The following is a 20,793-nucleotide window of genomic DNA, read 5'->3' on the forward strand; positions in this document are numbered from 1 at the left end:
AACCGTTCTTGAATTTTGTTGGGAAACCCGCGCTGGCAGGGCTAGCGCGGGTTTTTCTTATTTTGCGAGACGAAAGTGCACGACGATCGAAGAGGGCCGCTTGCGGTTCCGCAGCTTGACGACGACGACATGGCGGCTCTGCTGGCAGCACTTGCCGGCGGATCGTCCCGTGTCGAGCACTGCCAGCTCAAGAAACGTGCGGTCTGGATCAAGCGTTACCAGCGCCTCGGTGCCCGTATCGGCCAACGCCTGCAGTGGCTTGCCTCGCGTCTGACCGGCGTTACCATTCTTCGCCCGGCGCCCATTCTTGATCCGCAGGGCATGCTCGACCGCGAGGTCCGGCAGATCAACGCTTTCTCCGTCGCCGGCTTCAAGACGCCGCAAATCCTCTATCGCGGCACGACGGCGCTGGTGCTTTCTCATCTGGGCCTGCCAGTCAGCAAACAAATGGGCGCATTGCGCGACACGGATGCCGACGGGCACGACGCGCTCCTGGTGCGCTGCGCCGCCGAGCTCGGCCGTCTGCATGCAGCAGGGCTTTGCCATGGCCGCCCGCATCCCCGCGATTTCATCATCGACGACGGCGAGTTCTGCTTCCTCGATTTCGAGGAGGAGCCAGCGGCGGTCATGCCGCTTGCCACCGCTCAGGCGCGCGACGTCTGGCTGTTGTTCCTGCAGATCGCAAGCCGCGCGCTGAAGGCCGAAACGCCGGATCGGGCCTTTGCCGCCTGGAAACTTGCCGCTCCGGCCGAGACAGCCGTCGCTCTCTCGCAGATCATGCCATTTTTCACGCGACTGCTTCCGCTGGCGCGCTTCCTCCTGCGTATCCAGAACGGCCAGGATCTCGTGCGCTTTGTGGCGGCCACGGACTACCTGGCAGGCGCGACGCAATCACAATCCTGAAGACAACAACCGATTGATACCAAGTCTCGATGATAGGAACCTATAGGATGGACCATGGCTGACCTCTGGCTAGGCGCGGTGCGCAGCGCGATGCTGACGCATCGGGCAAGCGCCGCAACGACGCCGGAGGTCAACCATGGACCACCTTCGGCAGGCTTCTCGGGCTTTCTGGCGGTGTCAAGGTCCTTGACCGATGCATCAGCATCGCTCCGCGTACCTCTCCTGGCCAGAAAACCCGATCGAGCCTGTCCTATAGGTTTCTATCATCGAGACTTGGTATTAGAACCGAACCCATTCCCGCATCGAGGCAGGACAGAATGAGCGAACTGGAAACACTGGAACGGACACTGCTGGCGGATATCGATGCCGCTGGCGACGAAGGATCGATCGAGGCGGTGCGCGTTGGCGCGCTCGGCAAGAAGGGCTCGATCTCCGAGCTCCTGAAGACGCTCGGGACGATGACGCCGGAAGAACGCCAGACCCGCGGCGCCCAGATCAATGCGCTGAAGACCACGGTTGCAGACGCGATCACCGCCCGCAAGTCGGCGCTGAAGGACCAGGCGATTGCCGAGCGCCTTGCCCGCGAAACCGTCGATATCAGCCTGCCAGTGCGCTCGTCGCCGGCCGAGCGCGGCCGCATCCATCCGATCAGCCAGATCGTCGACGAGATCACCGCGATCTTCGGCGACATGGGCTTCTCGATTGCCGAAGGTCCGGATATCGAAACCGACTACTACAATTTCACGGCGCTGAACTTCCCCGAAGGCCACCCGGCCCGCGAGATGCACGACACTTTCTTCTTCAATGAAGACGAGAAGGGCGAGCGCAAGGTGCTGCGCACGCACACGTCGCCGGTGCAGATCCGCACGATGGAAGCGCAGGACCCACCGATCCGCATCATCATCCCCGGCAAGACCTATCGCCAGGATTCCGACGCCACCCACTCGCCGATGTTCCATCAGGTCGAAGGCCTTGTTGTCGACAAGTCGGCAAACGTCGCCAACATGCGCTGGGTGCTGGAAGAGTTCTGCAAGGCCTTCTTCGAGGTTGACCAGGTGACGATGCGGTTCCGCCCGTCGTTCTTCCCGTTCACCGAACCGTCCTTCGAGGTGGACATTCAGTGCGACCGCTCCGGCCCGATCGTCAAGTTCGGCGAGGGCAACGACTGGATGGAAATCCTCGGCTGCGGCATGGTCCACCCGAACGTGCTGCGCTCCGGCGGTCTCGATCCGGACGAGTACCAGGGTTTTGCCTGGGGCATGGGTCTCGACCGTATCGCCATGCTGAAATACGGCATGCCGGACCTGCGTGACTTCTTCAACGCCGACGTCCGCTGGATGAACCACTACGGCTTCCGCCCGCTCGACATGCCGACGCTGTTCGGCGGCCTTTCGGCCTGATCGCGCAAAATTAGGACACAGGTGAAATCATGAAATTCACGCTTTCCTGGCTCAAGGACCACCTTGAAACCGAAGCTTCGCTGGACGAGATCTGCGCGCGCCTGACGATGATCGGGCTCGAGGTCGAGGACGTCGACGACAAGGCCGCCTTCAAGCCATTCGTCATCGCCAAGGTCGTTTCCGCCGAGCAGCATCCGAATGCCGACAAGCTGAGGGTGCTGAAGGTCGACACCGGAACAGGCGCGCCAGTTCAGGTCGTCTGCGGCGCGCCCAACGCGCGCGCCGGCCTCGTCGGCGCCTTCGCGGCCGCCGGCACATACGTTCCGGGCATCGACGTCACGCTCTCCGTCGGCAACATTCGCGGTGTCGAAAGCCACGGCATGATGTGCTCGGAAAAGGAGCTTGAAATCTCCGACGACCACAACGGCATCATCGACCTTCCGGACGATGCGCCCGTCGGCACGAGCTATGCGACTTACGCCGGCCTCGACGATCCGATGATCGAGATCAACCTGACGCCGAACCGTCCGGACTGCACCAGCGTCTACGGCATCGCCCGCGACCTCGCAGCTTCCGGCCTCGGCCGTTTGAAGAGCCGTGCGACGCCATCCTTTGCGGTCGAAGGTGAAACGACGACCAAGCTGACGATCGACCTTGGCGACGACCGTCATCTTTGCCCCGGCTTCGGCTTGCGCCTGGTGCGCGGCGTCAAGAACGGACCGTCTCCGAAGTGGATGCAGCAGCGGCTGCTGTCGATCGGTCTTCGCCCGATCAACGCGCTGGTCGATATCACCAACTACATGACCTTCGACCAGGGACGGCCGATGCACGTCTTCGACGCCGCCAAGGTTGCGGGCAACCTGACGGTTCGCCGCGCCAAGGAAGGCGAAACCGTTCTCGCGCTCGACCAGCGCGAATACAAGCTCGGCCCCAACAATGTCGTCATCGCTGACGAAAACGGCATCGAGTCGATCGGCGGCATCATGGGTGGCGAACACTCAGGCTGCGATGAGAACACCACCGACGTGCTGATCGAATCCGCACTGTGGGATCCGATGAATATCGCCAAATCAGGCCGCACGCTCGGCATCATCACCGATGCGCGCTACCGCTTCGAGCGTGGCGTCGACCCGGAATATATGGTTCCCGGTCTTGAGCGCACCACCGAACTGGTCGTCGAGCTTTGCGGCGGCAAGCCGGCCAAGGCCGAAGTCGTCGGCTATGCGGGCTATACCGCGAAGATCGTCGATTTCCCGATGTCCGAGGTCAAGCGCCTGACCGGCCTTGAAGTGTCGTCCGAGGAGAGCGTCGCGATCCTGACGAAGCTCGGCTTCGGCGTCGAGGGTTCGGGCGAGCGCGTCAAGGTTTCGGTGCCGTCCTGGCGCCCTGACGTCGACGGCAAGGCCGATCTCGTCGAAGAGGTGATGCGCATCCACGGCGTCGACAACATCGTTGCCGTACCCCTGCCGAGCCATGGCACCGTCAATGGCAAGATCCTGACGACACTGCAGATCCGCACTCGCCTTGCCAAGCGCGCGCTTGCAAGCCGCGGCATGCTGGAGGCCGTTACCTGGTCGTTCATTTCGGAGGATCAGGCCAAGCTCTTCGGCGGCGGTTCGCCGGCGCTCAAGCTTGCCAACCCGATTGCCGCTGATATGTCCGACATGCGCCCGTCGCTGTTGCCGGGCCTGCTGTCGGCGGCTCAGCGCAACGCCGACAAGGGTTTTGGCGACGTCGCGCTCTTCGAAGTCTCCGGCACCTACGAGGGTGACGGCCCGGACCAGCAGCGCCGCGTTGCCGGCGGCGTGCGCCGCGGCACGGCATCGCTCACCGGCGCCGGTCGTCTCTGGTCGAATGCGGCAAAGGGTGGCGGCAAGCCGGTTGACGTCTTCGACGCCAAGGCTGACGCGATCGCGGTGCTCGAAGCCTGCGGCGTGCCGATGGGCAATGTCCAGTTCGAAGCCGGTGGTCCGGCCTGGTATCACCCCGGCCGCTCCGGCACGATCAAGCTCGGCCCGAAGATTGTGCTCGGCTCCTTCGGCGAATTCCATCCGAAGACGCTCGAGGCGCTCGACGTTTCCGGCGCGCTCTGCGGCTTCGAGATCTATGTCGACGCCATGCCGGAACCGAAGAAGAAGGCGACCCGCACCAAGCCGGCCCTCGATCTTTCTTCGCTGCAGGCCGTCAAGCGCGACTTCGCCTTCGTCGTCGACAAGGGCGTAGAGGCAGGCGCGATCCTGCGCGCGGCCTCCGGCGCCGATCGCAAGCTGGTCGCCGGCGTCAGCGTCTTCGACGTGTTCGAGGGGGCATCGCTCGGCGAGGGCAAGAAGTCGATCGCCATCGAAGTGACGATCCAGCCGATCGAGCGCACGCTGACCGACGAGGATTTCGAAGCCTTGACGGCCAAGATCGTCGCCAACGTCACCAAGACGACCGGCGGCGTGTTGCGCGCCTGAAGGCCGTTCAAGCCATAATCACAGCAAAGGCCGCTGCTCGCAGCGGCCTTTTGTATACGGCGTGGGTCGATCGCCGCATCGGATGCAAGTCTCGGCTCGGTCTCGTCATCAGCCGTGAAGATGGTAGATCTTGTTGACGATGACCCAGCGTCCGTCGATCTTGACCAGCGACAGATAGTCAGAAAAGCGCTCGCCGGCAAAGCTGTCGATCACCTTGACCGTCGCCGCGTCGCCGGCAATGTCGGTCATCTCCACATCCATTTCCGGCTGGGTCCCGGGCGGCGCGCCTCCCTGATCCAGAACCGCTTTGATGAAGCCGTCGCGCGTCATCCATTCGAGCGCGCCTCTGTAGTTGCCGATGATCGCCGCATCAGGGTGAAACGCCTTGCGCAACGCACCCTCGTTGGCAAAGGCCATGCCGTCGACATAGAGATGCACCACCGCGCTGATCGCCTGCTCGTCGGACATTCCCGCTCCTCCGCAATTGTTGGTCACGACGGAAGAGGTAGTGCGCCCGGCTCAAAATTCGATGGGGATATGCCCCGCCTCGGCAAGGAGGCGGGGCCTGGGCGTTCAACGATTGGTGAGCGCCAGCGACGCCTCGTTGTAGCGCTTGCCGGCAACGAGCGCCGGCGACAGCGCATCGCCCAACCGGGCGCGTTCGTCGACGGTGAGAACGATATCGGCCGCCGCCGCATTCTGTTCCAGGTGGTTGAGCTTTCTGGCGCCGGGAATGGGCACGATGAAGTCGCCCTGGTTGATCACCCAGGCGAGCGCCAGTTGCGCCGCGGTCACGCCTTTTTCGCGCGCGAGCGTCTCCAGGGTATCGACGAGGGCGGCATTGGCGCCGAGGTTTTCCGCCTGGAAACGCGGCAGTGAGCGGCGGAAATCGTCGGCGGCCAGATCGTCCGCCTTGCGGATCGTGCCCGTTAGCATGCCGCGCCCGAGCGGACTGTAGGGCACAAAGCCGATGCCGAGCTCGCGGCAGGCCGCAAGCACGTCCTCTTCCGGGTCACGCGACCAGAGCGAATATTCGCTCTGAACCGCTGCGATCGGGTGCACCTTGTGGGCGCGGCGGATGGTTTCGGCGCTTGCCTCGGAAAGGCCGAGTGTGCGCACCTTGCCCTGGCGCACCAGATCGGCCATCGCGCCAACCGTTTCCTCGATCGGAACGGCGGGGTCGACGCGGTGCTGGTAGTAGAGATCGATCACATCGATCCCCAGTCTTTTCAGCGAGGCATCGGCCACGGCCCTGGCGTTTTCCGGACGTCCGTCGATGCCCTTGATCGCCTCTGCCGCCGGCTTGCCCGGCTCGATGTGGAAGCCGAATTTGGTAGCGATCGTCACCTGGTCGCGCAAGGGTTTGAGCGCCTTGCCGACAAGCTTTTCATTCTCATAGGGGCCATAGACTTCGGCCGTGTCGAAGAAGGTGACGCCAAGGTCGACGGCGCGCTGCAGCGTGCGGATCGATTCCGCCTCGTCGGCACCGCCATAGGCAAAGCTCATGCCCATGCAGCCAAGACCGACGGCAGAGACGGTCAGTTCATTCCCGAGTTTGCGGGTCTTCATGTGGTGTCCTTTCGGGGTGGGGGCGGCCATGCAGGCGAGCTGAGGTGGCCCGCAAACTCATGGCATGGAACGCCCGTCATTCGTCAGCGGCCTGCCAGCAGGATTTGAGCGGTGCTGCTTCTGCGTGCCGCGTGGCCGTGACGACAGTGAAAGAGTAGGCCCGTGGCGTACGCGTGAAAATCCCTGTCAATTCTCACGGGCCGTTCTATAATTTAGATCAATGAACAGAACCCAGCTTTCTCAACTAGCAGTCCTTGCCGCCGTTGCCGCCCATGGCAGCTTTCGTGGTGCCGCCCGCGAGCTTGCGATCGCGCCTTCGGCGGTCAGTCATGCTGTCGGCAGTCTTGAGACAAGCCTTGGTGTTCGGCTTCTGGCGCGCACCACCCGCAGCGTCGCGCCGACCGAGGAGGGGCGACGGCTCCTGGAGCGGCTCGCGCCGGCGCTCGACGAGATCGCCCACGCGCTGGAGGCCGTGGCCGATACGCGTGACCGGCCTGCCGGTAATCTGCGCATCACCGCGCCGCGGTTTGCCGCCGATCTCATCCTGGCGCCTCGGCTCGGCGAATTCCTCGATCGCTACCCGGACATCGTGCTGGAAATCGCCAATGAAGACGGGTTCACCGATATAGTCGAGGAGGGATACGACGCCGGCATTCGGCTGGGTGAAAGCCTCGAAGCCGACATGATCGCCGTCAAGGTCGGCCCGGAGCTCGAAAGTGCTGTCGTCGCCTCGCCCGATTACTTCGCGCGTTTCGGCGGGCCCTCGCATCCGCGCGATCTCGCGGCCCATCGCTGCATCCGGCGACGCTTTTCCAACGGCACGCTCTATCGCTGGGAGTTCGAGAGAGAGGGCGAAGAGCTGACGGTCGCAGTGGAGGGGCCGTTGATCCTCGGTGAAGACAGGCCGATCATCAAGGCGGCGATCGGTGGGGCAGGGCTTGCCTATCTCTTCCTCGCGCGCGTGGAAACGGCGATCGCCGAAGGACGGCTGATCCGCGTGCTCGAGGACTGGTGCGCGCCCTATGCCGGCCCGTTTCTCTACTATCCCAGCCGGCGGCAGATGCGCCCGGCTCTTCGCGCCTTCATCGACTTCTTCAAGTATGCCGGATAGGGGCGTCAGCCGAACGTGCCGAAATTCAGCTTGTAGCGCACAGGCCGCGCCAGTGCGCTTCATCGCCGGCGGTCGCCGCCCGTACGCTCAATGCCATGGCCTTCGTCTTGCCCCTGCTATTCGCTGACGTCGTTGAGCTTGCGCATGGCCTCATCGCTCAATGTCAGCTCCGCCGAGCGGATGAGGCTCGCCAGTTGGTCGAGATTGGTGGCGCTGGCGATGGGGGCGGTGATGCCCTTGCGATTGCGGACCCAGGCGAGTGCTATCTCCGCCTGCGTCGCTCCGGTTTCCTCCGCAAGTTCGTCGAGAACGCCGAGAATGCGCATGCCGCGGCCATCGAGATACTTCTCGACGCCGGAGCCTCGCACTGAGCCTTCCAGATCCTTGTGGGTGCGGTACTTGCCCGAGAGGAACCCGCGCGCCAGACCGAAGTAGCTGATGACGCCGATTTCTTCGCTGACGCACAGATCGCGCACGGGGCCGTCGAAACTGTCGCGGTCGTAGAGATTGTATTCCGGCTGCAGCACCGCATAACGCGGCAGGCCGCCACTGGCGGCGACATCCAGCGCTTCGCGCAGTTGCAGCGAGTTGAGGTTCGAAGCGCCGATCGCGCGCACCTTGCCGTCAGACAGCAGCTGGTCGTAGGCGGCAAGCGTTTCTTCGTAAGGGGTTTCGGGATCGGGCCAGTGCGACAGGTAAAGGTCGATGTAATCCGTCTGCAGCCGCTTCAGCGAATCTTCGACCGCCTGCAGAATCCAGCGGCGCGACAACCCCTTGCGCTCAGGCCCAAGCTCGGAGCCGACCTTGGTGACGATGACGGCCTTGTCGCGGCTATGACCGGACTGTTTCCGCCATTTTCCGATGATCGTCTCGGATTCGCCGCCCTGGTTTCCTGGCGCCCAGGAGGAGTAGACGTCGGCGGTGTCGATGGCATTGAGGCCGGCATCGAAGAAGGCATCGAGCAGGGCGAAGGACGTCTTTTCGTCCGCCGTCCAGCCGAAGACATTGCCGCCGAAGACGAGCGGCGCGATTGCGAGGTCGGTGCGGCCAAGTCTGCGTTTTTCCATGGTTTCGCTCCATTGGACTGGATGAAAGCAAGTGCGCGATCGGGAGGATTGCCGGCAGGAACATAAGGCAAGCGAACGAAGTTTGTCACCTGCCGCCGGTCTTTTTTATCGCGTGTCGCCGCTTGATAGGTACGTACCTCGCCGCTAATCTCCGGCGCTTAATCAGGGAGCCCCGCCATGTTTCGTTTCGGAATTCTGTCTACGGCCAAGATCGGCCGCGATCTCGTTGTGCCCGCCATCCAGGACGCCGAGAACTGCGTCGTTTCGGCAGTTGCCAGTCGCGACCTTTCAAAGGCGCGCGCCATGGCCGACCGCTTTTCCGCGCCGCATGCCTTCGGCTCCTATGAGGAGATGCTCGCCTCCGACACGATCGATGCGGTCTATATCCCGCTGCCAACGTCTCAGCATGTGGAATGGACGATCAAGGCCGCCAATGCCGGCAAGCATGTGCTCTGCGAAAAGCCGATCGCACTTCGGGCGTCCGAGATCGATCAGCTGATTGCCGCGCGTGACCGCAACAAGGTGCTGATCGCCGAGGCCTTCATGGTCACCTACAGCCCCGTCTGGCGCAAGGTCCGCTCGCTGCTCGAAGAAGGGGCGATCGGCCGGCTGCGGCATGTGCAGGGTGCCTTCACCTATTTCAACCGCGACCCCGGCAACATGCGCAACATCCCGGCGCTCGGCGGCGGCGGCTTGCCGGATATCGGCGTCTACCCGACGATCACCACCCGTTTCGTCACGGGCAAGGAGCCGGTGCGCGTGCAGGCGAGCACCGACCGCGATCCGGAATTCGGCACCGACATCTATTCGAGCGTGCGCGCCGATTTCGGCGATTTCGAACTGAGCTTCTATATCTCCACCCAGCTTGCCGCCCGCCAGGTCATGGTCTTCCACGGCGACAAGGGCTTCATCGAAGTGAAGTCGCCGTTCAATGCCGACCGCTACGGTCGTGAGGAAGTGGAACTGACCAATCAGAACCACGCCCAGTCCCAGCTCTTCCGCTTCCAGGATGCGCGCCAGTACAAGCTGCAGGCCGAAGCGTTTGCGCGCGCGGCCAAGGGGGAGCAGGAGGAAGTTGTGACGCTCGAAAACTCCAGGCTTAACCAGAAGTTCATCGATGCCATCTACCGCGCCAGCGACAAGGACGGCTGGGAGAAGATCTGATCCGGCAAAACGCGTTTTCAGGCGGACTGTGAAGCAGCTTTCTATCGGGACTTGTGTCAGAGCGAATAGAAGGGCGCTTTCGCAGCTCTTCCCGGGCTGTTGAAGTCCCCAGGGAGCTGCAATTGCCGCCGGCTTGCGTCGGCGGCCTTGCAAGAATGACAACGTGATTGCGCCTTCCGACCTGTCTCCTGTCATCCTCGGGCTTGACCCGAGGATCTAGCCTTCCCCATGGTGTGCGGCTTGAGGGTACTGGATGCTCGGGTCAAGCCCGAGCATGACGGAGAAGGTGATCTGCTTGCGATCCGTTTCACCCAGCGCGCATTTGTCAGCAGGCTTTTGTCCCCGCGGCTTCACGCAAGCGCTGCGCGCTCCCTCGAAAAACCCTTCAGCTTGAAGAACAGGAAGTCGGCGACCCCGATGATGCCGATGATCACGAGGCCGATGCCAATGGCGGTGAGCGAACCGTAGGCGGTCGCCAGCAGCGCGAGGCTTGCTACCTGCCACAGGATGTCGCCGCCGATGCTGACACGGGCAGCAGTCGATACAGGCCCGCCGTTGCGGGCGGTGGCGAGATGGAAAATGCCCCAGGCAAACAGTCCGACGCCGAGCAGCTTCATCATCAAGGGTGTGGCGGCCGGGCTGATCAAGACGGCGAGCGGTGCCGCGTCGACGATAAGGATCGCGCCGACGAGGAGCGAAAATGCGCCGTCGGCGATGAAGGTCTTGTTGAGCAGGCTGCGGTTGGAAAGGGTCAACATATCAGGCTCCATTGGTTGTCGATGCCAGGAGTTTGCTGCCGCAGGATCATGAAACCAATTACCTCAGGGGTAATGCGTTCATTACGCCGGGTGTGTGCATGCATTGCCTCGGCATAATTGTTTCCATTACCCAGGACGTAATGGATTTTCCCTGGCGTCTGCGCCAATCTGCCGGCGCAACGGAGATCGGGATCGATGGAATTCGGCAATCATCTGAAGGAATGGCGCGGGCATCGCCGCATGAGCCAGCTCGACCTCGCGGTCGCCGCCGGCATCTCGACGCGACACCTCTCCTTCCTCGAGACCGGCCGCTCGAAGCCGTCGGAAGGCATGATCCTGCGGCTGGCCTCGGTGCTCGACATTCCCGCGCGCGACCAGGGCACACTGTTTTCGGCTGCCGGCTTCCGTCCGCGCATGACGACCCGTCCTGCTTCGGGCCTCGATGCCATGCCGCCGGCCGTTGCCAATGCTATCCGGCTGATCCTGGCGCGCCACGATCCCTATCCGGGCCTGGTGCTCGATCACGAATACACGCTGCTGATCGTCAACCCGGCGTTGGCGGCGCTCGCCGTGTCGGCCGATGTCCCGTTCAACCCCGGCCAGAACTTTCTCGATGCCTTTCTTTCCTCGGAGAATGTCCGCTCCCTCGTCGTCAATTGGGAGGCGGCCGCGGCCGACCTGGTCCAGCGCGTGCGCACCGAAGCCTGGCTACAGGGGCCAAGGAGCCGTCTTGGCAAGCGGCTCGAGAGGCTTGCGGCCGATCCCGCCGTCAAGCGTGCGGTCGAAAACTATCCGGATACCGACCGTCTGCCGGTCTTGCCGGTCGAGTTGCGGGTCGGGCCGGTGACCTTGAGCTTCATCACCACGCTCCAGACCTTCGGCTCGACGCAGGACGCCCTGGTGGAAGGTGTGCTGATCGAATCCTTCTTTCCTGCTGACGAGGAAACGAAAAACTTCTTCGAAAGAAAGGGCTGAACGGGCCTAGCGGTCGTGTGACAATCCGACGGCGATGGCGCCGCACAATGCGAGCGCGACACCCATATTGTAGCCGCCAATCGCCGCCGCAATCTCCAGCCAATTGTCGGTTCCGGCGATCGAGCCGGACAGTGCGCCAGCAGCAGCCAGCGCCACGGCAATGAGCACGCAGACCGGCGCCGACCGCAGGCAGCAGGTGGCAATGCCAAGAACGAAGGCGGCTATGACGATCATGGAATTCCGTTTCTGGAAGGATGCCGATCATCCTGCCGCAACGGCGCTAAATTTCGTTTAACCGACGCGGCCAACTCTAGCCATGTCTGCTTCAAGCGCGCTTGAAATGGCAAAAGGTCTGTTGAGCGTGGCGCCAAAGGCTGGCCTTCGGCAGGCGCTGGCGGCAAACTGGTGCGATGAGCTCCATCTTCGACAACGATTCTCCGAGCAATCTCGCCGAATACTCGGTCTCCGAGCTTTCCGGCTCGATCAAGCGCACGGTCGAGCAGGCCTTCGATCAGGTCCGCGTGCGCGGCGAAATCTCGGGCTATCGCGGGCCGCACTCCTCGGGGCACGCCTATTTCGCGCTCAAGGACGACCGGGCGCGCATCGATGCGGTGATCTGGAAGGGCACGTTCTCGCGCCTGCGTTTCCGCCCGGAAGAGGGCATGGAAGTGATCGCCACCGGCAAGGTCACGACCTTCCCCGGGTCGTCGAAATACCAGATCGTCATCGAGACGCTGGAGCCGGCAGGCGCCGGCGCGCTGATGGCACTGCTCGAAGAGCGCAAGCGCAAACTGGGCGCCGAAGGCCTGTTCGACGCGGCGCGCAAACGACCGCTGCCCTATATGCCCAGGGTGATCGGCGTGGTGACCTCGCCGACCGGCGCCGTCATTCGCGATATCCTCCACCGCATCGCCGACCGCTTCCCTGTGCACGTGGTCGTGTGGCCCGTCAGGGTTCAGGGCGAAGGATCTGGAGACGAAGTGGCGGCGGCCATTCGCGGCTTCAACGAATTCGAACCCGGCGGGCCGATCGCCCGGCCGGACGTCCTGATCGTCGCGCGCGGCGGCGGCAGTCTCGAAGACCTCTGGGGGTTCAACGACGAGGCGGTCGTGCGGGCGGCAGCCGCGTCCGTCATCCCCTTGATCTCGGCCGTCGGCCATGAGACCGACTGGACGCTGATCGACTATGCCGCCGACCAGCGGGCGCCGACCCCGACGGGGGCAGCGGAAATGGCCGTTCCGGTCAAGGCCGATCTTGAGGCTGAGGTTTCCGGCCTTTCGGCGCGGTTGAAAGCCGGCATGGTCAGGCAGATGGAAAACCGCCGTCAGGCGGTGCGATCGCTTGCCCGGGCGCTGCCGTCGCTCGACCAATTGCTGGCACTGCCGCGCCGCCGTTTCGACGAGGCCGCTCTCGGCCTCGGGCGCGGCCTGATGATGAACACCGTAAACAAGCGCCGGCTGTTCGAGCGCGCTTCCGCCGAGCTCAGGCCGGATCTGCTCAAGGCAAAGCTCGGCGATCGCCGGCAGCGGATCAACGATGCGATGAGCCGTGCGGACCGGGTCGTCGAACGGCAGGTGCACCGGGGGCAGTCGCGCGTGTCGGCGGCGGATGCCGCGCTGCGCGGACTACCCTCGCGCCTGCTCGCCCAGATCCATCGTTCGACCGATCGTGTCGCCGGTCTTGCAGCCCGCTCCGACGCAGCAATCCGCACGGATATCCGCCGGTTGACGGGCGTCATCGCCGCGCAGGACCGCATCCTGCAGTCGCTGTCCTATCGCAATGTCCTGCAACGCGGTTTTGCGCTGGTGCGCGACGGGGAGGGTGGTCCGGTTCGCCAGGCTGCTGCCGTTACGCCGGGAATGGCGCTGTCGCTGGAATTTGCCGACGGCAGCGTTTCGGCGATCGCCGGTGAAGGCGGTGAGCCACCGGCGCAGGCGGCCACCAGGAAGAAGCAGCCGAAACCCGGCAATCCCGGCGGCGATCCGCCGAAACAGGGCGACCTGTTCTAGCGGAGCGTAACGCCATACGGTCGCAAATGCGGTCCGTTGCGCGCCGATCCGCTTGGGTGTGCCTGCCTTCATCCGCCTGTTGCGGGAACGGCATACCCCGACCGACAGCGGCATTCAGCGGAACGGACATCAGACATGGTCGAACGAGCCAGGATCATCTTCATTCACGGCGCTTCCAGCAGCGGAAAATCCACGCTGGCGCGTGCGGTCCAGGCGCAGCTCAACGAACCGTTCTGGCATGTTTCGATCGATCATCTTCGTGACTCGGGCATGGTGCCGATGGAACGGTTCCGGCGCGGCGACTTTCGCTGGAAGGAATACCGGGCCCGCTTCTTCGATGGGTTCCACCGCTCTCTGGTCGCCTATGCCTCGGCCGGCAACAATCTCCTGCTGGAGCATATTCTCGAGGAGCCCGGCTGGGCGTCTGCCCTGGCGCTGATGCTAGAGCCGTTTGATGTCTTCTTTGTCGGGCTTCACTGCGAGCTCGATGAACTCGTCCGGCGGGAAACGCTGCGCGCTGACCGGCCTGTCGGCAGTGCCGCAGACGATTTCCATCGGATCCACGAGGGGCAAAGGTACGATCTTGAGCTTCGTTCGGGGGTGGCTGTTGAAGAAAACGCCGCGCAACTGATTTCTGCGTGGGTGCCCTCCGTTTTCGAGGAGTTTGCGCTGGAGGCACGGGCGAAGCGCACCGACCAGTCTGCCTGACTGGGCGGATTCCCCCGAGCCGCAGACGCCCGGAAACGCCGGTGTCTTGCTGGCGTCGGGTTTCCTGTCCTGGAGAAGCACAGTTCTTTGCAAGTGGAGCGAATATGGTTGCAGCGAGCTGATTTTTCACAGCATTTGTTCTGCGATCATTTCGATGCCAGCTCTATGCCATGGGAAACAATGGATGCGCATTCTGCTCGTGCTTGCCCACCCGCTCGAAGACAGCTTTGCCGCAAGCGTTGCCCGGCAAGCGCATGAGGCGCTTGTCGGCGGTGGCCATTCCGTCGATCTGCTCGATCTTTATCGCGAGGATTTCGATCCGAGGCTGAGCAAGGCGGAGCGCGGTAGCTACTTCGGCGATCGCTACGATGCCAGCCTGACGGCCGGGCTGATCGCGCGGCTACAGGCAGCCGATGGGATCGTTCTGGTCTTTCCGCAATGGTGGTTCAATTTCCCGGCGATCCTGAAAGGCTTCTTCGATCGCGTCTTCGTGCCGGGCGTCGCTTTCGACAACGATCCGGCCGGCGGCCGCATCATCCCGCGGCTTAAGAACATCAAGCTATTCTGGGCGTTGACGACGACCGGATCGCCCTGGTGGGTGGTGCATCTCTATATGGGCAACCCCGTGCGGCGGCTGTTGAAGCGCGGCATCGCCGCCTTCTGCGCCAAGGGTCTCGATTTCCGCATGCTCAGCCTGCACGACATGGACCGGGCAACCGACGAGACGCGCAAGGCGCATCTGGCGCGCGTGCGCCGACTGGCGGCAAGGATCTGAGCCGACCTGTTCGCCCGGTCTATTCGCCCCGTTATTCGAAAGCCGCGAGATACTTGCGCAGCAGCGCGTCCAGGTTCGCCCGCTCCTCGGGCGACAGCTCGGCAACGACCCGGTGCTGGTTGGACACATGGGCGGTCGCGGCCTCGTCGACGCGTTTCAGCCCTTCCTCGGTCAAGGCGATGATCACGCCGCGCCGGTCATCGGGATTGTCGAGCCGCTCTACCAGGCCTGCTTTCTCCAGCTGGTCGATACGATTGGTCATCGTGCCGGAGCTGACCATGGTGGTCGCCAGGAGGTCGCCGGGGGAAAGCCTGAAGGGTGGGCCGGAGCGGCGCAGCGTCGCCAGCACGTCGAAGCTCGACGAGGAGAGACCGCGTTCGGAAAAGGTCTTCTCGATCTCCCGGCCGATATGGGTCGACAATCGTCCGAGGCGGCCGAGGAGCCCCATGGCAGAGACGTCGAGATCAGGCCGTTCCCGGTGCCATTGCGCCAATATCCTGTCGACACGATCCATAACAAACCCTCCGCTACTTCAGTGCCAGCTATAGAGTATCTTGACGTAGAGAGAAACTCTGCTATCGTCAATTTATCTTGATGTAGAGATTCTTGAGGTAAAGATATGATCGCGACCCGCAACCTCGACCTCGCTTTGACTGCGCTGGCACCCGCCATCTGGGGCAGCACCTATCTGGTGACGACCGAATTGCTGCCACCGGGCTATCCTTTGACGGTCGCCATGTTGCGTGCCTTGCCGGCGGGGCTGTTGCTCCTCCTCATCGTTCGCCGGCTGCCCTCAGGCATCTGGTGGCCGCGCACATTCCTGCTCGGAGCGCTCAATTTCTCGTTCTTCTGGGCGATGCTGTTCGTGTCCGCCTATCGGTTGCCGGGTGGAGTGGCCGCGACCGTCGGCGCGATCCAGCCGCTGATCGTCATTCTCCTGTCGCGCGTCTTTCTGGGCTCGCCGATCCGTGCGCTCAGCATCGTCGCCGGCCTTGCCGGCATTGTCGGCGTCGGCCTGCTGGTGCTGACGCCCGGAGCCACGCTCGATCCGCTTGGCGTGCTGGCCGGTCTTGCCGGCGCCGTGTCCATGGCCTTCGGCACGGTGTTCAGCCGCCACTGGGCGCCACCGGTGCCGCCGTTGACCTTCACCGCCTGGCAACTCGCCGCCGGAGGACTGTTGCTGGTCCCGGTCGCCCTGTTCTTCGAACCGACCTTGCCGAGCCTGACAGCCGCAAACGTGGCCGGCCTTGCCTATCTCGGCCTTGTTGGCGCAGCCTTCACTTACCTTCTCTGGTTCCGGGGGCTGTCGCGCCTCGAGCCCACGGCCGTCGCGCCGCTCGGCTTCCTTAGCCCTGTTGTCGCCATCCTGCTCGGCTGGGGCGTTCTCGATGAGCGGCTGACACCGGTCCAGGCGCTTGGCATTCTGGTCGTGCTCATCAGCGTCTGGCTGAGCCAGCGAGCGCAACTGGCGCCCCGGGTTCGGCCTGCCCGTGCATGAAAGGCCGAGCCTGCCACAGGACAGGCTCGCTCGAAAAGTTTGAGAAACGTGCTTCCGCCGCGCAGAGTGGGCGCTTCAGCAAACTGTGGCTGACCTATTGCCTTCGCGTGCCGGCCGCCGCCTTCGCCGCGGCGGCCGCCAGACCGCGTGCGATCGGCGTGCGGATATCCGCCGCGGCCATGGCCTCAAGCCCGGCGGCAGTCGTACCGGCGTAGTCGAGGAACGTTTGTACGATTTCGGTGGGCGTCTGCTCGCTGCCAGCCATCAGCGCGCTGCCGCCAAGGAAAAGCTGGCGCACGGCGCGCTCGGCAATGCCATGCTCTATGCCTTTCGTCACGGCGTCGGAGATCATGGCATCGGCAAAGGCGGCGAGAAAGGCCGGGCCGGAGCCGGTCAGCGCGGTAAAGTAGTCGAGCTCCGCTTCCGTCGTGATCCTCTGCGCTTGACCGGATGCATTGAAGAACCGATCGGCAAATGCGCAATCCGCATCCGTCGCATCGGGGCTGGCAAGCCAAGGCGTAAAGGAGAGCCGCTTTTCGGCGGCAGCGTTCGGCATTGCCCGGATGATGCGGCGAGCCTTGAAGCGGGTGGCAAGGTCGTCAAGCGAAACCATCGCCATCACCGAGATGACCAGCTTGCCGGAGAGGTCGAGCGCGATGGCGTCAAGATCCTGCGGGCGCACGGACAGCACTACCACATCTGCGTTGGCGGCAAGCTCAGGATTGCTGTTCGTCTGGCGGACACCCGGCCAGGGCTCGAATCCTGCCACAGAGCCGCTGCGCGAGGAGACTATCAGCGCCTCCCCGGCAATCACCCCATCGGCAAGGGCGGCCAGCAACAGGGCCTTGCCCAGCCAGCCGCCGCCACCGATGACGCCTAGTCGCGTCAAGCCCACTCGCCCTGGCGCATGACGGGGACGCGGCTGCCGTCGGCGCGCACGCCGTCAATATCCACCTGGCCCGAGCCGATCATCCAGTCGATATGGATCAGGCTCGAATTGCCGCCCTGGGCGCGGATCTGCTCTGGGGTCAGGCTGGTATCGTCGACGAAGCAGCCTGAGTAGCACTGCCCGAGCGCGATGTGGCACGAGGCATTTTCGTCGAACAGCGTGTTGTAGAACAGGATGCCGCTTGCCGAGATTGGCGAGGAATGAGGCACCAGCGCCACTTCGCCGAGCCGGCGCGCGCCTTCGTCGGTATCGAGCACCTTGTTCAGCACTTCCTCGCCGCGCGAGGCCTTGGCCTCAACGATGCGTCCGCCCTCGAAGCGGACCTGGATGTTGTCGATCAGCGTGCCCTGGTGCGACAGCGGTTTGGTCGAGGAGACATGGCCTTCGACGCGCAGCGCATGCGGCGTGGTGAACACCTCTTCCGTCGGGATGTTCGGATTGCAGATGACGCCGTTTTTCGCTTCCGAGGCGCCGCCGCACCAGAGATGGCCATCGGCCAGGCCGACGACCAGATCGGTGCCGGGCCCGGTGAAATGCAGCGAGGCGAAGCGTTCGCCGTTCAGCCAGGCCGAGCGGCGCGCCAGGTTGGCGTTGTGCGCGTTCCAGGCGGCGACCGGATCATCGAGATCGACGCGCGAGGCGGCGAATATGGCGTTTGCGAGCTTCTCCACCGCGATCGGCTCGGGGTCGTTCGGGAACACCAGCCGGGCCCAGGAGGGGTTCGGGTAGGAGACGATGTTCCAGTTGATGTCGAAGTTCGAGATCTTTTCCAGCGCCGGTTTGTAGGCAATGGAATTGGCCTTGTTGGCGCGGGCGACTTTGCTCGGGTCCTGGGCGGACAGCATCATCGGGTTGTCGCCGGAAATGGCGAGGCGCGCCGCACCGCCGGCAAAGGCCTTGGCCATGCCTTCATAGAGCCAGTCGCTCGCCCGGTCGAAGCTTTCGTCGGGCGCATATTCGTAACGCGCCAGCGTCGTCTCCTCGTCGGAGTAGAAGGTCGTCACCAGCCCGGCGCCGGCCTTGTAGGCGTGCTTGGTGATGTCGCGCACCAGCGGCATGGCGGCGATCGGCGCCGTCATCACCAGGTCCTGGCCCTTCTGCAACTGCAGGCCGACCTTGATGGCGACTTCCGCGAGCTTGTCGAGTTTGACCGGATCGATCGGGGTGGGGGTGTTGGCGGGATAGGTCATGATCTGCCTGTCGTTATGAAATCGGACGCACAAGACTTAGTGCTGTTTGCGGCGAAAATGAAGGCTGACGGTTGCAAACCTCAGTTGGCCTCGGCTGCGGCTCGCATTCTGGCGACATTGCTGTCGTGGACGTCTTCATAGGGCGCGAAATAGAGGATCGAACCGGCAGCGATCTCGTCGGCGACAAAGTCCTTGAGCGAGCCGATCTGCGCTCCCTCCGCTGCCGCCTTCTCCAAGCGTTCAAGGTAGCTTCGGTTCGCATCGATCAGCGTGCCGTCGTAACCGCCGGCGGAGATGCGGTCGCGGTCGCCATGGCTCGGCAGGATGTGGGCGATCGGCAAGCGACGCAGGCGCTTCAACTCGGCGATATGGGTGGCGACATGCTCGGCTTCGGCGATGAAGGTGGCGCAGTCTTCGACCGTGTCGCCGGCCAGCAGCAGCTTTTCCTCAGGCAGCCAGAGCACATTGCCGTCGGCGCTGTGAATGGCGAAGTGGTGCAGTTCCACCATCCGCTGCCCGACTTTCAGGTCGAGCCTTCCTTCGAACAGGCGCGTGGGCATGACGAGGGGGTGGATCGGCGGCGTCGCCGTTTCGATTTTTTCGCGGTTCTCGGCAAGCCGTTCTGCCGTCAACGCCAGTGCGATGATCTCGCAATCGACAAAGACGGCGTTTCCGGCCACGTGGTCCTTGTGCCAATGGCTGAGAACGACCCGGATCGAGGTGACGCCGAGGCTTTCGAGATGGGTCCGGATCGCTTCGGCGTGTGGCAGCGAGATGTGGGTGTCGTAGACGAGCGCTTCGCCGCCATCGACGATGGCATAGGACGCGACGCCGAGCGCATAGGCGCCGTCGTCCAACCAGTTCGGTCCCTCCGAGTGCAGCCGGGTCCCGGCAATCCGGCCGTCGTAATAGGCGAAGATACCGGGATAGGGCTGCAGTATCGTCAGGGTTGACGTCATATCAGGCATGGCCGGCTTCTCCTTCGCCAGGTTTGCATCCGTCATAGGACGGCGCGTAGCGAAAAAGAAGTGCGAGCACGCGCTCTGTTACGCGCGCAGCAGATAGGCGTCGTGCTGTTTCAGGAACGTCATCAGCCGCTCGCCGTAGTCAGATGCCACGGCAGCCTTGACGCTCGGGCGTTCCGCCAGGGTCCGCCGCCAGGCGGAAACACGGGTAAGCCCGTCGAAAATCCTGTGCTCGACCAGAGTGTCGAAAAGGTCGAAGTAACGGAAGATCGGTGCAAAGACCGCATCGACCAGCGAGAAGCCATGGCCGGCGAAATAGGGGCCGTCGCCGAGCACGGCTTCGACTGTCGCGAATTTTGCCGCGACCGCCTGTCGCTTCTGCTCGAAGATGTCGGCATCCCCGGTGGTCTCGAAGCCCCAGAGGTCCGAGAGGATCGACGAGCCATATTCCATCCAGCCGCGGTGGCGCGCCCGTTCGAGCGCGTCAGTCGGATGCAGCGGGACACCGGTCTGCGTTTCCTCGAGATATTCGCAGATCACCGAGCTTTCAAACAGCACGGCTTCGCCCGACGTCTGCGGGATCTGCAGCAGCGGCACCTTGCCGAGCGGCGAGATGTTCAGGAACCAGTCGGGCTTGGCCGCGAGATCGATATTGACGCGATCGAAGGCGACGTTCTTTTCCGCAAGCGCGATTGCAGCCCGCTGGACATAGGGGCAGAGATGATGGCTGACCAAGGTGAGGGTGCTTGTCACAGGCGATCTCCAGGGTTGGATCTATGTAGATGCAATTGCATGTATGTAGGCTTGCCAACGATTTCAAGATCGATGTAATTGCATCTATGAACGATTTTTCCGAGAATATAGAGCCGCATCCGACACAGGCTGTCACCCAGGCCTGGATCGGCCTCATGCGCGCGCAGCGGCGCGTGCTCCAGGCGATCGAAGCCGACTTCAAGAAGGCTGGCCTGCCGCCGCTTGGCTGGTACGACGTGCTCTGGGAACTGGTGCAGGCGGACGGCGGCAAGCTGCGCCCCTTCGAAATCGAGTCCCGCACCCTGCTTGCCCAATATAACCTCTCGCGCCTGATCGATCGGCTTGAGCGGGGAGGGCTTGTCCGTCGCGAGACATTTGATGCTGACGGCCGCGGGCTCTGGGTGGTCGTCACAGACGAGGGGCGCGCCATGCGCAAGCGCATGTGGCAGGTCTATTCCGGCTCGATCGAGACCCACCTGGGCGCGAAACTGAGCGCAGATGAAGCGCAAGAACTGGCGCGGCTGCTCGGTAAATTGCGCTGAA

At 63.5% G+C, this 20,793-nt stretch carries 21 protein-coding genes; 11 read left to right on the forward strand and 10 right to left on the reverse strand.

Annotated elements, in window-relative coordinates; genetic code table 11:
- Positions 1-75: 75 nt before the first annotated feature.
- From AC07UR_RS01015 to pheT, 3 genes are all read left to right on the forward strand, one after another.
- Positions 76-903 (forward strand): BUD32 family EKC/KEOPS complex subunit, encoded by an 828-nt coding sequence (locus tag AC07UR_RS01015; RefSeq protein WP_209788117.1) that lies wholly within the window; start codon positions 76-78, stop codon positions 901-903.
- A gap of 317 nt (positions 904-1,220) precedes the next feature.
- Entirely contained in the window at positions 1,221-2,303 is a 1,083-nt protein-coding gene (gene pheS, locus AC07UR_RS01020; protein ID WP_209788115.1) for a phenylalanine--tRNA ligase subunit alpha, read from the forward strand.
- Positions 2,304-2,332: 29 nt separating this feature from the next.
- The gene (pheT, locus tag AC07UR_RS01025) at positions 2,333-4,759 is read left to right on the forward strand and encodes a phenylalanine--tRNA ligase subunit beta (RefSeq protein WP_209788113.1); all 2,427 of its coding nucleotides are present in this window, start codon (positions 2,333-2,335) and stop codon (positions 4,757-4,759) included.
- Positions 4,760-4,867: 108 nt separating this feature from the next.
- On the opposite strand, the gene AC07UR_RS01030 is transcribed toward pheT, so the two are convergent.
- Together AC07UR_RS01030 and AC07UR_RS01035 are read right to left on the reverse strand one after the other, a co-directional pair.
- Positions 4,868-5,227: a nuclear transport factor 2 family protein gene (locus AC07UR_RS01030; RefSeq protein ID WP_173418691.1), complete on the reverse strand. Its 360-nt coding sequence runs from the start codon at positions 5,225-5,227 to the stop codon at positions 4,868-4,870.
- A gap of 105 nt (positions 5,228-5,332) precedes the next feature.
- Entirely contained in the window at positions 5,333-6,328 is a 996-nt protein-coding gene (locus AC07UR_RS01035) for an aldo/keto reductase (protein WP_209788111.1), read from the reverse strand.
- A gap of 220 nt (positions 6,329-6,548) precedes the next feature.
- Between AC07UR_RS01035 and AC07UR_RS01040 the strand changes: the two genes are divergently transcribed.
- A complete protein-coding gene (locus tag AC07UR_RS01040) occupies positions 6,549-7,439 on the forward strand; it encodes a LysR family transcriptional regulator (protein WP_209788106.1) in 891 nt (296 codons plus the stop codon).
- A 116-nt stretch (positions 7,440-7,555) separates the two neighbouring features.
- Here AC07UR_RS01040 and AC07UR_RS01045 read toward each other — a convergent pair whose 3' ends face one another.
- Positions 7,556-8,506, reverse strand: a complete 951-nt coding sequence (locus AC07UR_RS01045) for an aldo/keto reductase (RefSeq protein WP_209788103.1) — start codon at positions 8,504-8,506, stop codon at positions 7,556-7,558.
- Between the two features lie 177 nt (positions 8,507-8,683).
- On the opposite strand from AC07UR_RS01045, the gene AC07UR_RS01050 reads away from it, so the two are divergent.
- The gene (locus AC07UR_RS01050) at positions 8,684-9,670 is read left to right on the forward strand and encodes a Gfo/Idh/MocA family protein (protein ID WP_209788100.1); all 987 of its coding nucleotides are present in this window, start codon (positions 8,684-8,686) and stop codon (positions 9,668-9,670) included.
- Between the two features lie 350 nt (positions 9,671-10,020).
- Here AC07UR_RS01050 and AC07UR_RS01055 read toward each other — a convergent pair whose 3' ends face one another.
- Positions 10,021-10,428: a hypothetical protein gene (locus tag AC07UR_RS01055; protein ID WP_209788096.1), complete on the reverse strand. Its 408-nt coding sequence runs from the start codon at positions 10,426-10,428 to the stop codon at positions 10,021-10,023.
- 195 nt (positions 10,429-10,623) lie between these two features.
- Between AC07UR_RS01055 and AC07UR_RS01060 the strand changes: the two genes are divergently transcribed.
- Positions 10,624-11,403 carry a helix-turn-helix transcriptional regulator gene (locus tag AC07UR_RS01060; protein ID WP_173418698.1) on the forward strand — a complete coding sequence of 260 codons (780 nt, stop codon included), beginning with the start codon at positions 10,624-10,626 and terminating at the stop codon, positions 11,401-11,403.
- Between the two features lie 6 nt (positions 11,404-11,409).
- On the opposite strand, the gene AC07UR_RS01065 is transcribed toward AC07UR_RS01060, so the two are convergent.
- The gene (locus AC07UR_RS01065) at positions 11,410-11,637 is read right to left on the reverse strand and encodes a hypothetical protein (protein WP_173418699.1); all 228 of its coding nucleotides are present in this window, start codon (positions 11,635-11,637) and stop codon (positions 11,410-11,412) included.
- 176 nt (positions 11,638-11,813) lie between these two features.
- Here AC07UR_RS01065 and xseA point away from each other — a divergent pair, with 176 nt between their 5' ends.
- The 3 genes from xseA to AC07UR_RS01080 all read left to right on the forward strand — a co-directional run bounded on the left by xseA (position 11,814) and on the right by AC07UR_RS01080 (position 14,895).
- Entirely contained in the window at positions 11,814-13,412 is a 1,599-nt protein-coding gene (gene xseA, locus AC07UR_RS01070) for an exodeoxyribonuclease VII large subunit (RefSeq protein ID WP_209788093.1), read from the forward strand.
- Between the two features lie 135 nt (positions 13,413-13,547).
- Positions 13,548-14,120: a chloramphenicol phosphotransferase CPT family protein gene (locus tag AC07UR_RS01075; RefSeq protein ID WP_209788090.1), complete on the forward strand. Its 573-nt coding sequence runs from the start codon at positions 13,548-13,550 to the stop codon at positions 14,118-14,120.
- A gap of 184 nt (positions 14,121-14,304) precedes the next feature.
- The gene (locus tag AC07UR_RS01080; protein ID WP_209788087.1) at positions 14,305-14,895 is read left to right on the forward strand and encodes an NAD(P)H-dependent oxidoreductase; all 591 of its coding nucleotides are present in this window, start codon (positions 14,305-14,307) and stop codon (positions 14,893-14,895) included.
- A gap of 31 nt (positions 14,896-14,926) precedes the next feature.
- Here the strand turns inward: AC07UR_RS01080 and AC07UR_RS01085 are convergent, their stop codons facing one another.
- Positions 14,927-15,409, reverse strand: a complete 483-nt coding sequence (locus tag AC07UR_RS01085) for a MarR family winged helix-turn-helix transcriptional regulator (protein ID WP_173418703.1) — start codon at positions 15,407-15,409, stop codon at positions 14,927-14,929.
- Positions 15,410-15,514: 105 nt separating this feature from the next.
- Between AC07UR_RS01085 and AC07UR_RS01090 the strand changes: the two genes are divergently transcribed.
- Positions 15,515-16,393, forward strand: a complete 879-nt coding sequence (locus tag AC07UR_RS01090) for an EamA family transporter (protein ID WP_234941620.1) — start codon at positions 15,515-15,517, stop codon at positions 16,391-16,393.
- A 94-nt stretch (positions 16,394-16,487) separates the two neighbouring features.
- On the opposite strand, the gene AC07UR_RS01095 is transcribed toward AC07UR_RS01090, so the two are convergent.
- The 4 genes from AC07UR_RS01095 to AC07UR_RS01110 all read right to left on the reverse strand — a co-directional run bounded on the left by AC07UR_RS01095 (position 16,488) and on the right by AC07UR_RS01110 (position 20,250).
- Positions 16,488-17,282 carry a pyrroline-5-carboxylate reductase family protein gene (locus AC07UR_RS01095; protein ID WP_209788084.1) on the reverse strand — a complete coding sequence of 265 codons (795 nt, stop codon included), beginning with the start codon at positions 17,280-17,282 and terminating at the stop codon, positions 16,488-16,490.
- Entirely contained in the window at positions 17,279-18,532 is a 1,254-nt protein-coding gene (locus AC07UR_RS01100) for an aminopeptidase (protein ID WP_209788082.1), read from the reverse strand. The genes AC07UR_RS01095 and AC07UR_RS01100 overlap by 4 nt, the downstream gene beginning before the upstream one ends.
- An 80-nt stretch (positions 18,533-18,612) precedes the next feature.
- Positions 18,613-19,500, reverse strand: a complete 888-nt coding sequence (locus AC07UR_RS01105; RefSeq protein ID WP_209788079.1) for an MBL fold metallo-hydrolase — start codon at positions 19,498-19,500, stop codon at positions 18,613-18,615.
- Between the two features lie 78 nt (positions 19,501-19,578).
- Complete coding sequence (locus AC07UR_RS01110) at positions 19,579-20,250, reverse strand: glutathione S-transferase family protein (protein ID WP_173418708.1); 672 nt, start codon at positions 20,248-20,250, stop codon at positions 19,579-19,581.
- Between the two features lie 86 nt (positions 20,251-20,336).
- Between AC07UR_RS01110 and AC07UR_RS01115 the strand changes: the two genes are divergently transcribed.
- Positions 20,337-20,792 carry a MarR family winged helix-turn-helix transcriptional regulator gene (locus AC07UR_RS01115; RefSeq protein WP_234941619.1) on the forward strand — a complete coding sequence of 152 codons (456 nt, stop codon included), beginning with the start codon at positions 20,337-20,339 and terminating at the stop codon, positions 20,790-20,792.
- Position 20,793 lies beyond the last annotated feature (1 nt).

Source organism: Ensifer sp. GW821-FHT05G01 (assembly GCF_059419585.1).

Coding starts and splice junctions, on each gene's coding strand:
- AC07UR_RS01065 (WP_173418699.1), bottom strand. CDS start 11,637: ATGATCGTCATAGCCGCCTTCGTTCTTGGCATTGCCACCTGCTGCCTG.
- AC07UR_RS01050 (WP_209788100.1), top strand. CDS start 8,684: ATGTTTCGTTTCGGAATTCTGTCTACGGCCAAGATCGGCCGCGATCTC.
- xseA (WP_209788093.1), top strand. CDS start 11,814: ATGAGCTCCATCTTCGACAACGATTCTCCGAGCAATCTCGCCGAATAC.
- AC07UR_RS01060 (WP_173418698.1), top strand. CDS start 10,624: ATGGAATTCGGCAATCATCTGAAGGAATGGCGCGGGCATCGCCGCATG.
- AC07UR_RS01085 (WP_173418703.1), bottom strand. CDS start 15,409: ATGGATCGTGTCGACAGGATATTGGCGCAATGGCACCGGGAACGGCCT.
- pheS (WP_209788115.1), top strand. CDS start 1,221: ATGAGCGAACTGGAAACACTGGAACGGACACTGCTGGCGGATATCGAT.
- AC07UR_RS01105 (WP_209788079.1), bottom strand. CDS start 19,500: ATGCCTGATATGACGTCAACCCTGACGATACTGCAGCCCTATCCCGGT.
- AC07UR_RS01115 (WP_234941619.1), top strand. CDS start 20,337: ATGAACGATTTTTCCGAGAATATAGAGCCGCATCCGACACAGGCTGTC.
- AC07UR_RS01100 (WP_209788082.1), bottom strand. CDS start 18,532: ATGACCTATCCCGCCAACACCCCCACCCCGATCGATCCGGTCAAACTC.
- AC07UR_RS01035 (WP_209788111.1), bottom strand. CDS start 6,328: ATGAAGACCCGCAAACTCGGGAATGAACTGACCGTCTCTGCCGTCGGT.
- AC07UR_RS01030 (WP_173418691.1), bottom strand. CDS start 5,227: ATGTCCGACGAGCAGGCGATCAGCGCGGTGGTGCATCTCTATGTCGAC.
- pheT (WP_209788113.1), top strand. CDS start 2,333: ATGAAATTCACGCTTTCCTGGCTCAAGGACCACCTTGAAACCGAAGCT.
- AC07UR_RS01055 (WP_209788096.1), bottom strand. CDS start 10,428: ATGTTGACCCTTTCCAACCGCAGCCTGCTCAACAAGACCTTCATCGCC.
- AC07UR_RS01040 (WP_209788106.1), top strand. CDS start 6,549: ATGAACAGAACCCAGCTTTCTCAACTAGCAGTCCTTGCCGCCGTTGCC.
- AC07UR_RS01080 (WP_209788087.1), top strand. CDS start 14,305: ATGCGCATTCTGCTCGTGCTTGCCCACCCGCTCGAAGACAGCTTTGCC.
- AC07UR_RS01090 (WP_234941620.1), top strand. CDS start 15,515: ATGATCGCGACCCGCAACCTCGACCTCGCTTTGACTGCGCTGGCACCC.
- AC07UR_RS01075 (WP_209788090.1), top strand. CDS start 13,548: ATGGTCGAACGAGCCAGGATCATCTTCATTCACGGCGCTTCCAGCAGC.
- AC07UR_RS01045 (WP_209788103.1), bottom strand. CDS start 8,506: ATGGAAAAACGCAGACTTGGCCGCACCGACCTCGCAATCGCGCCGCTC.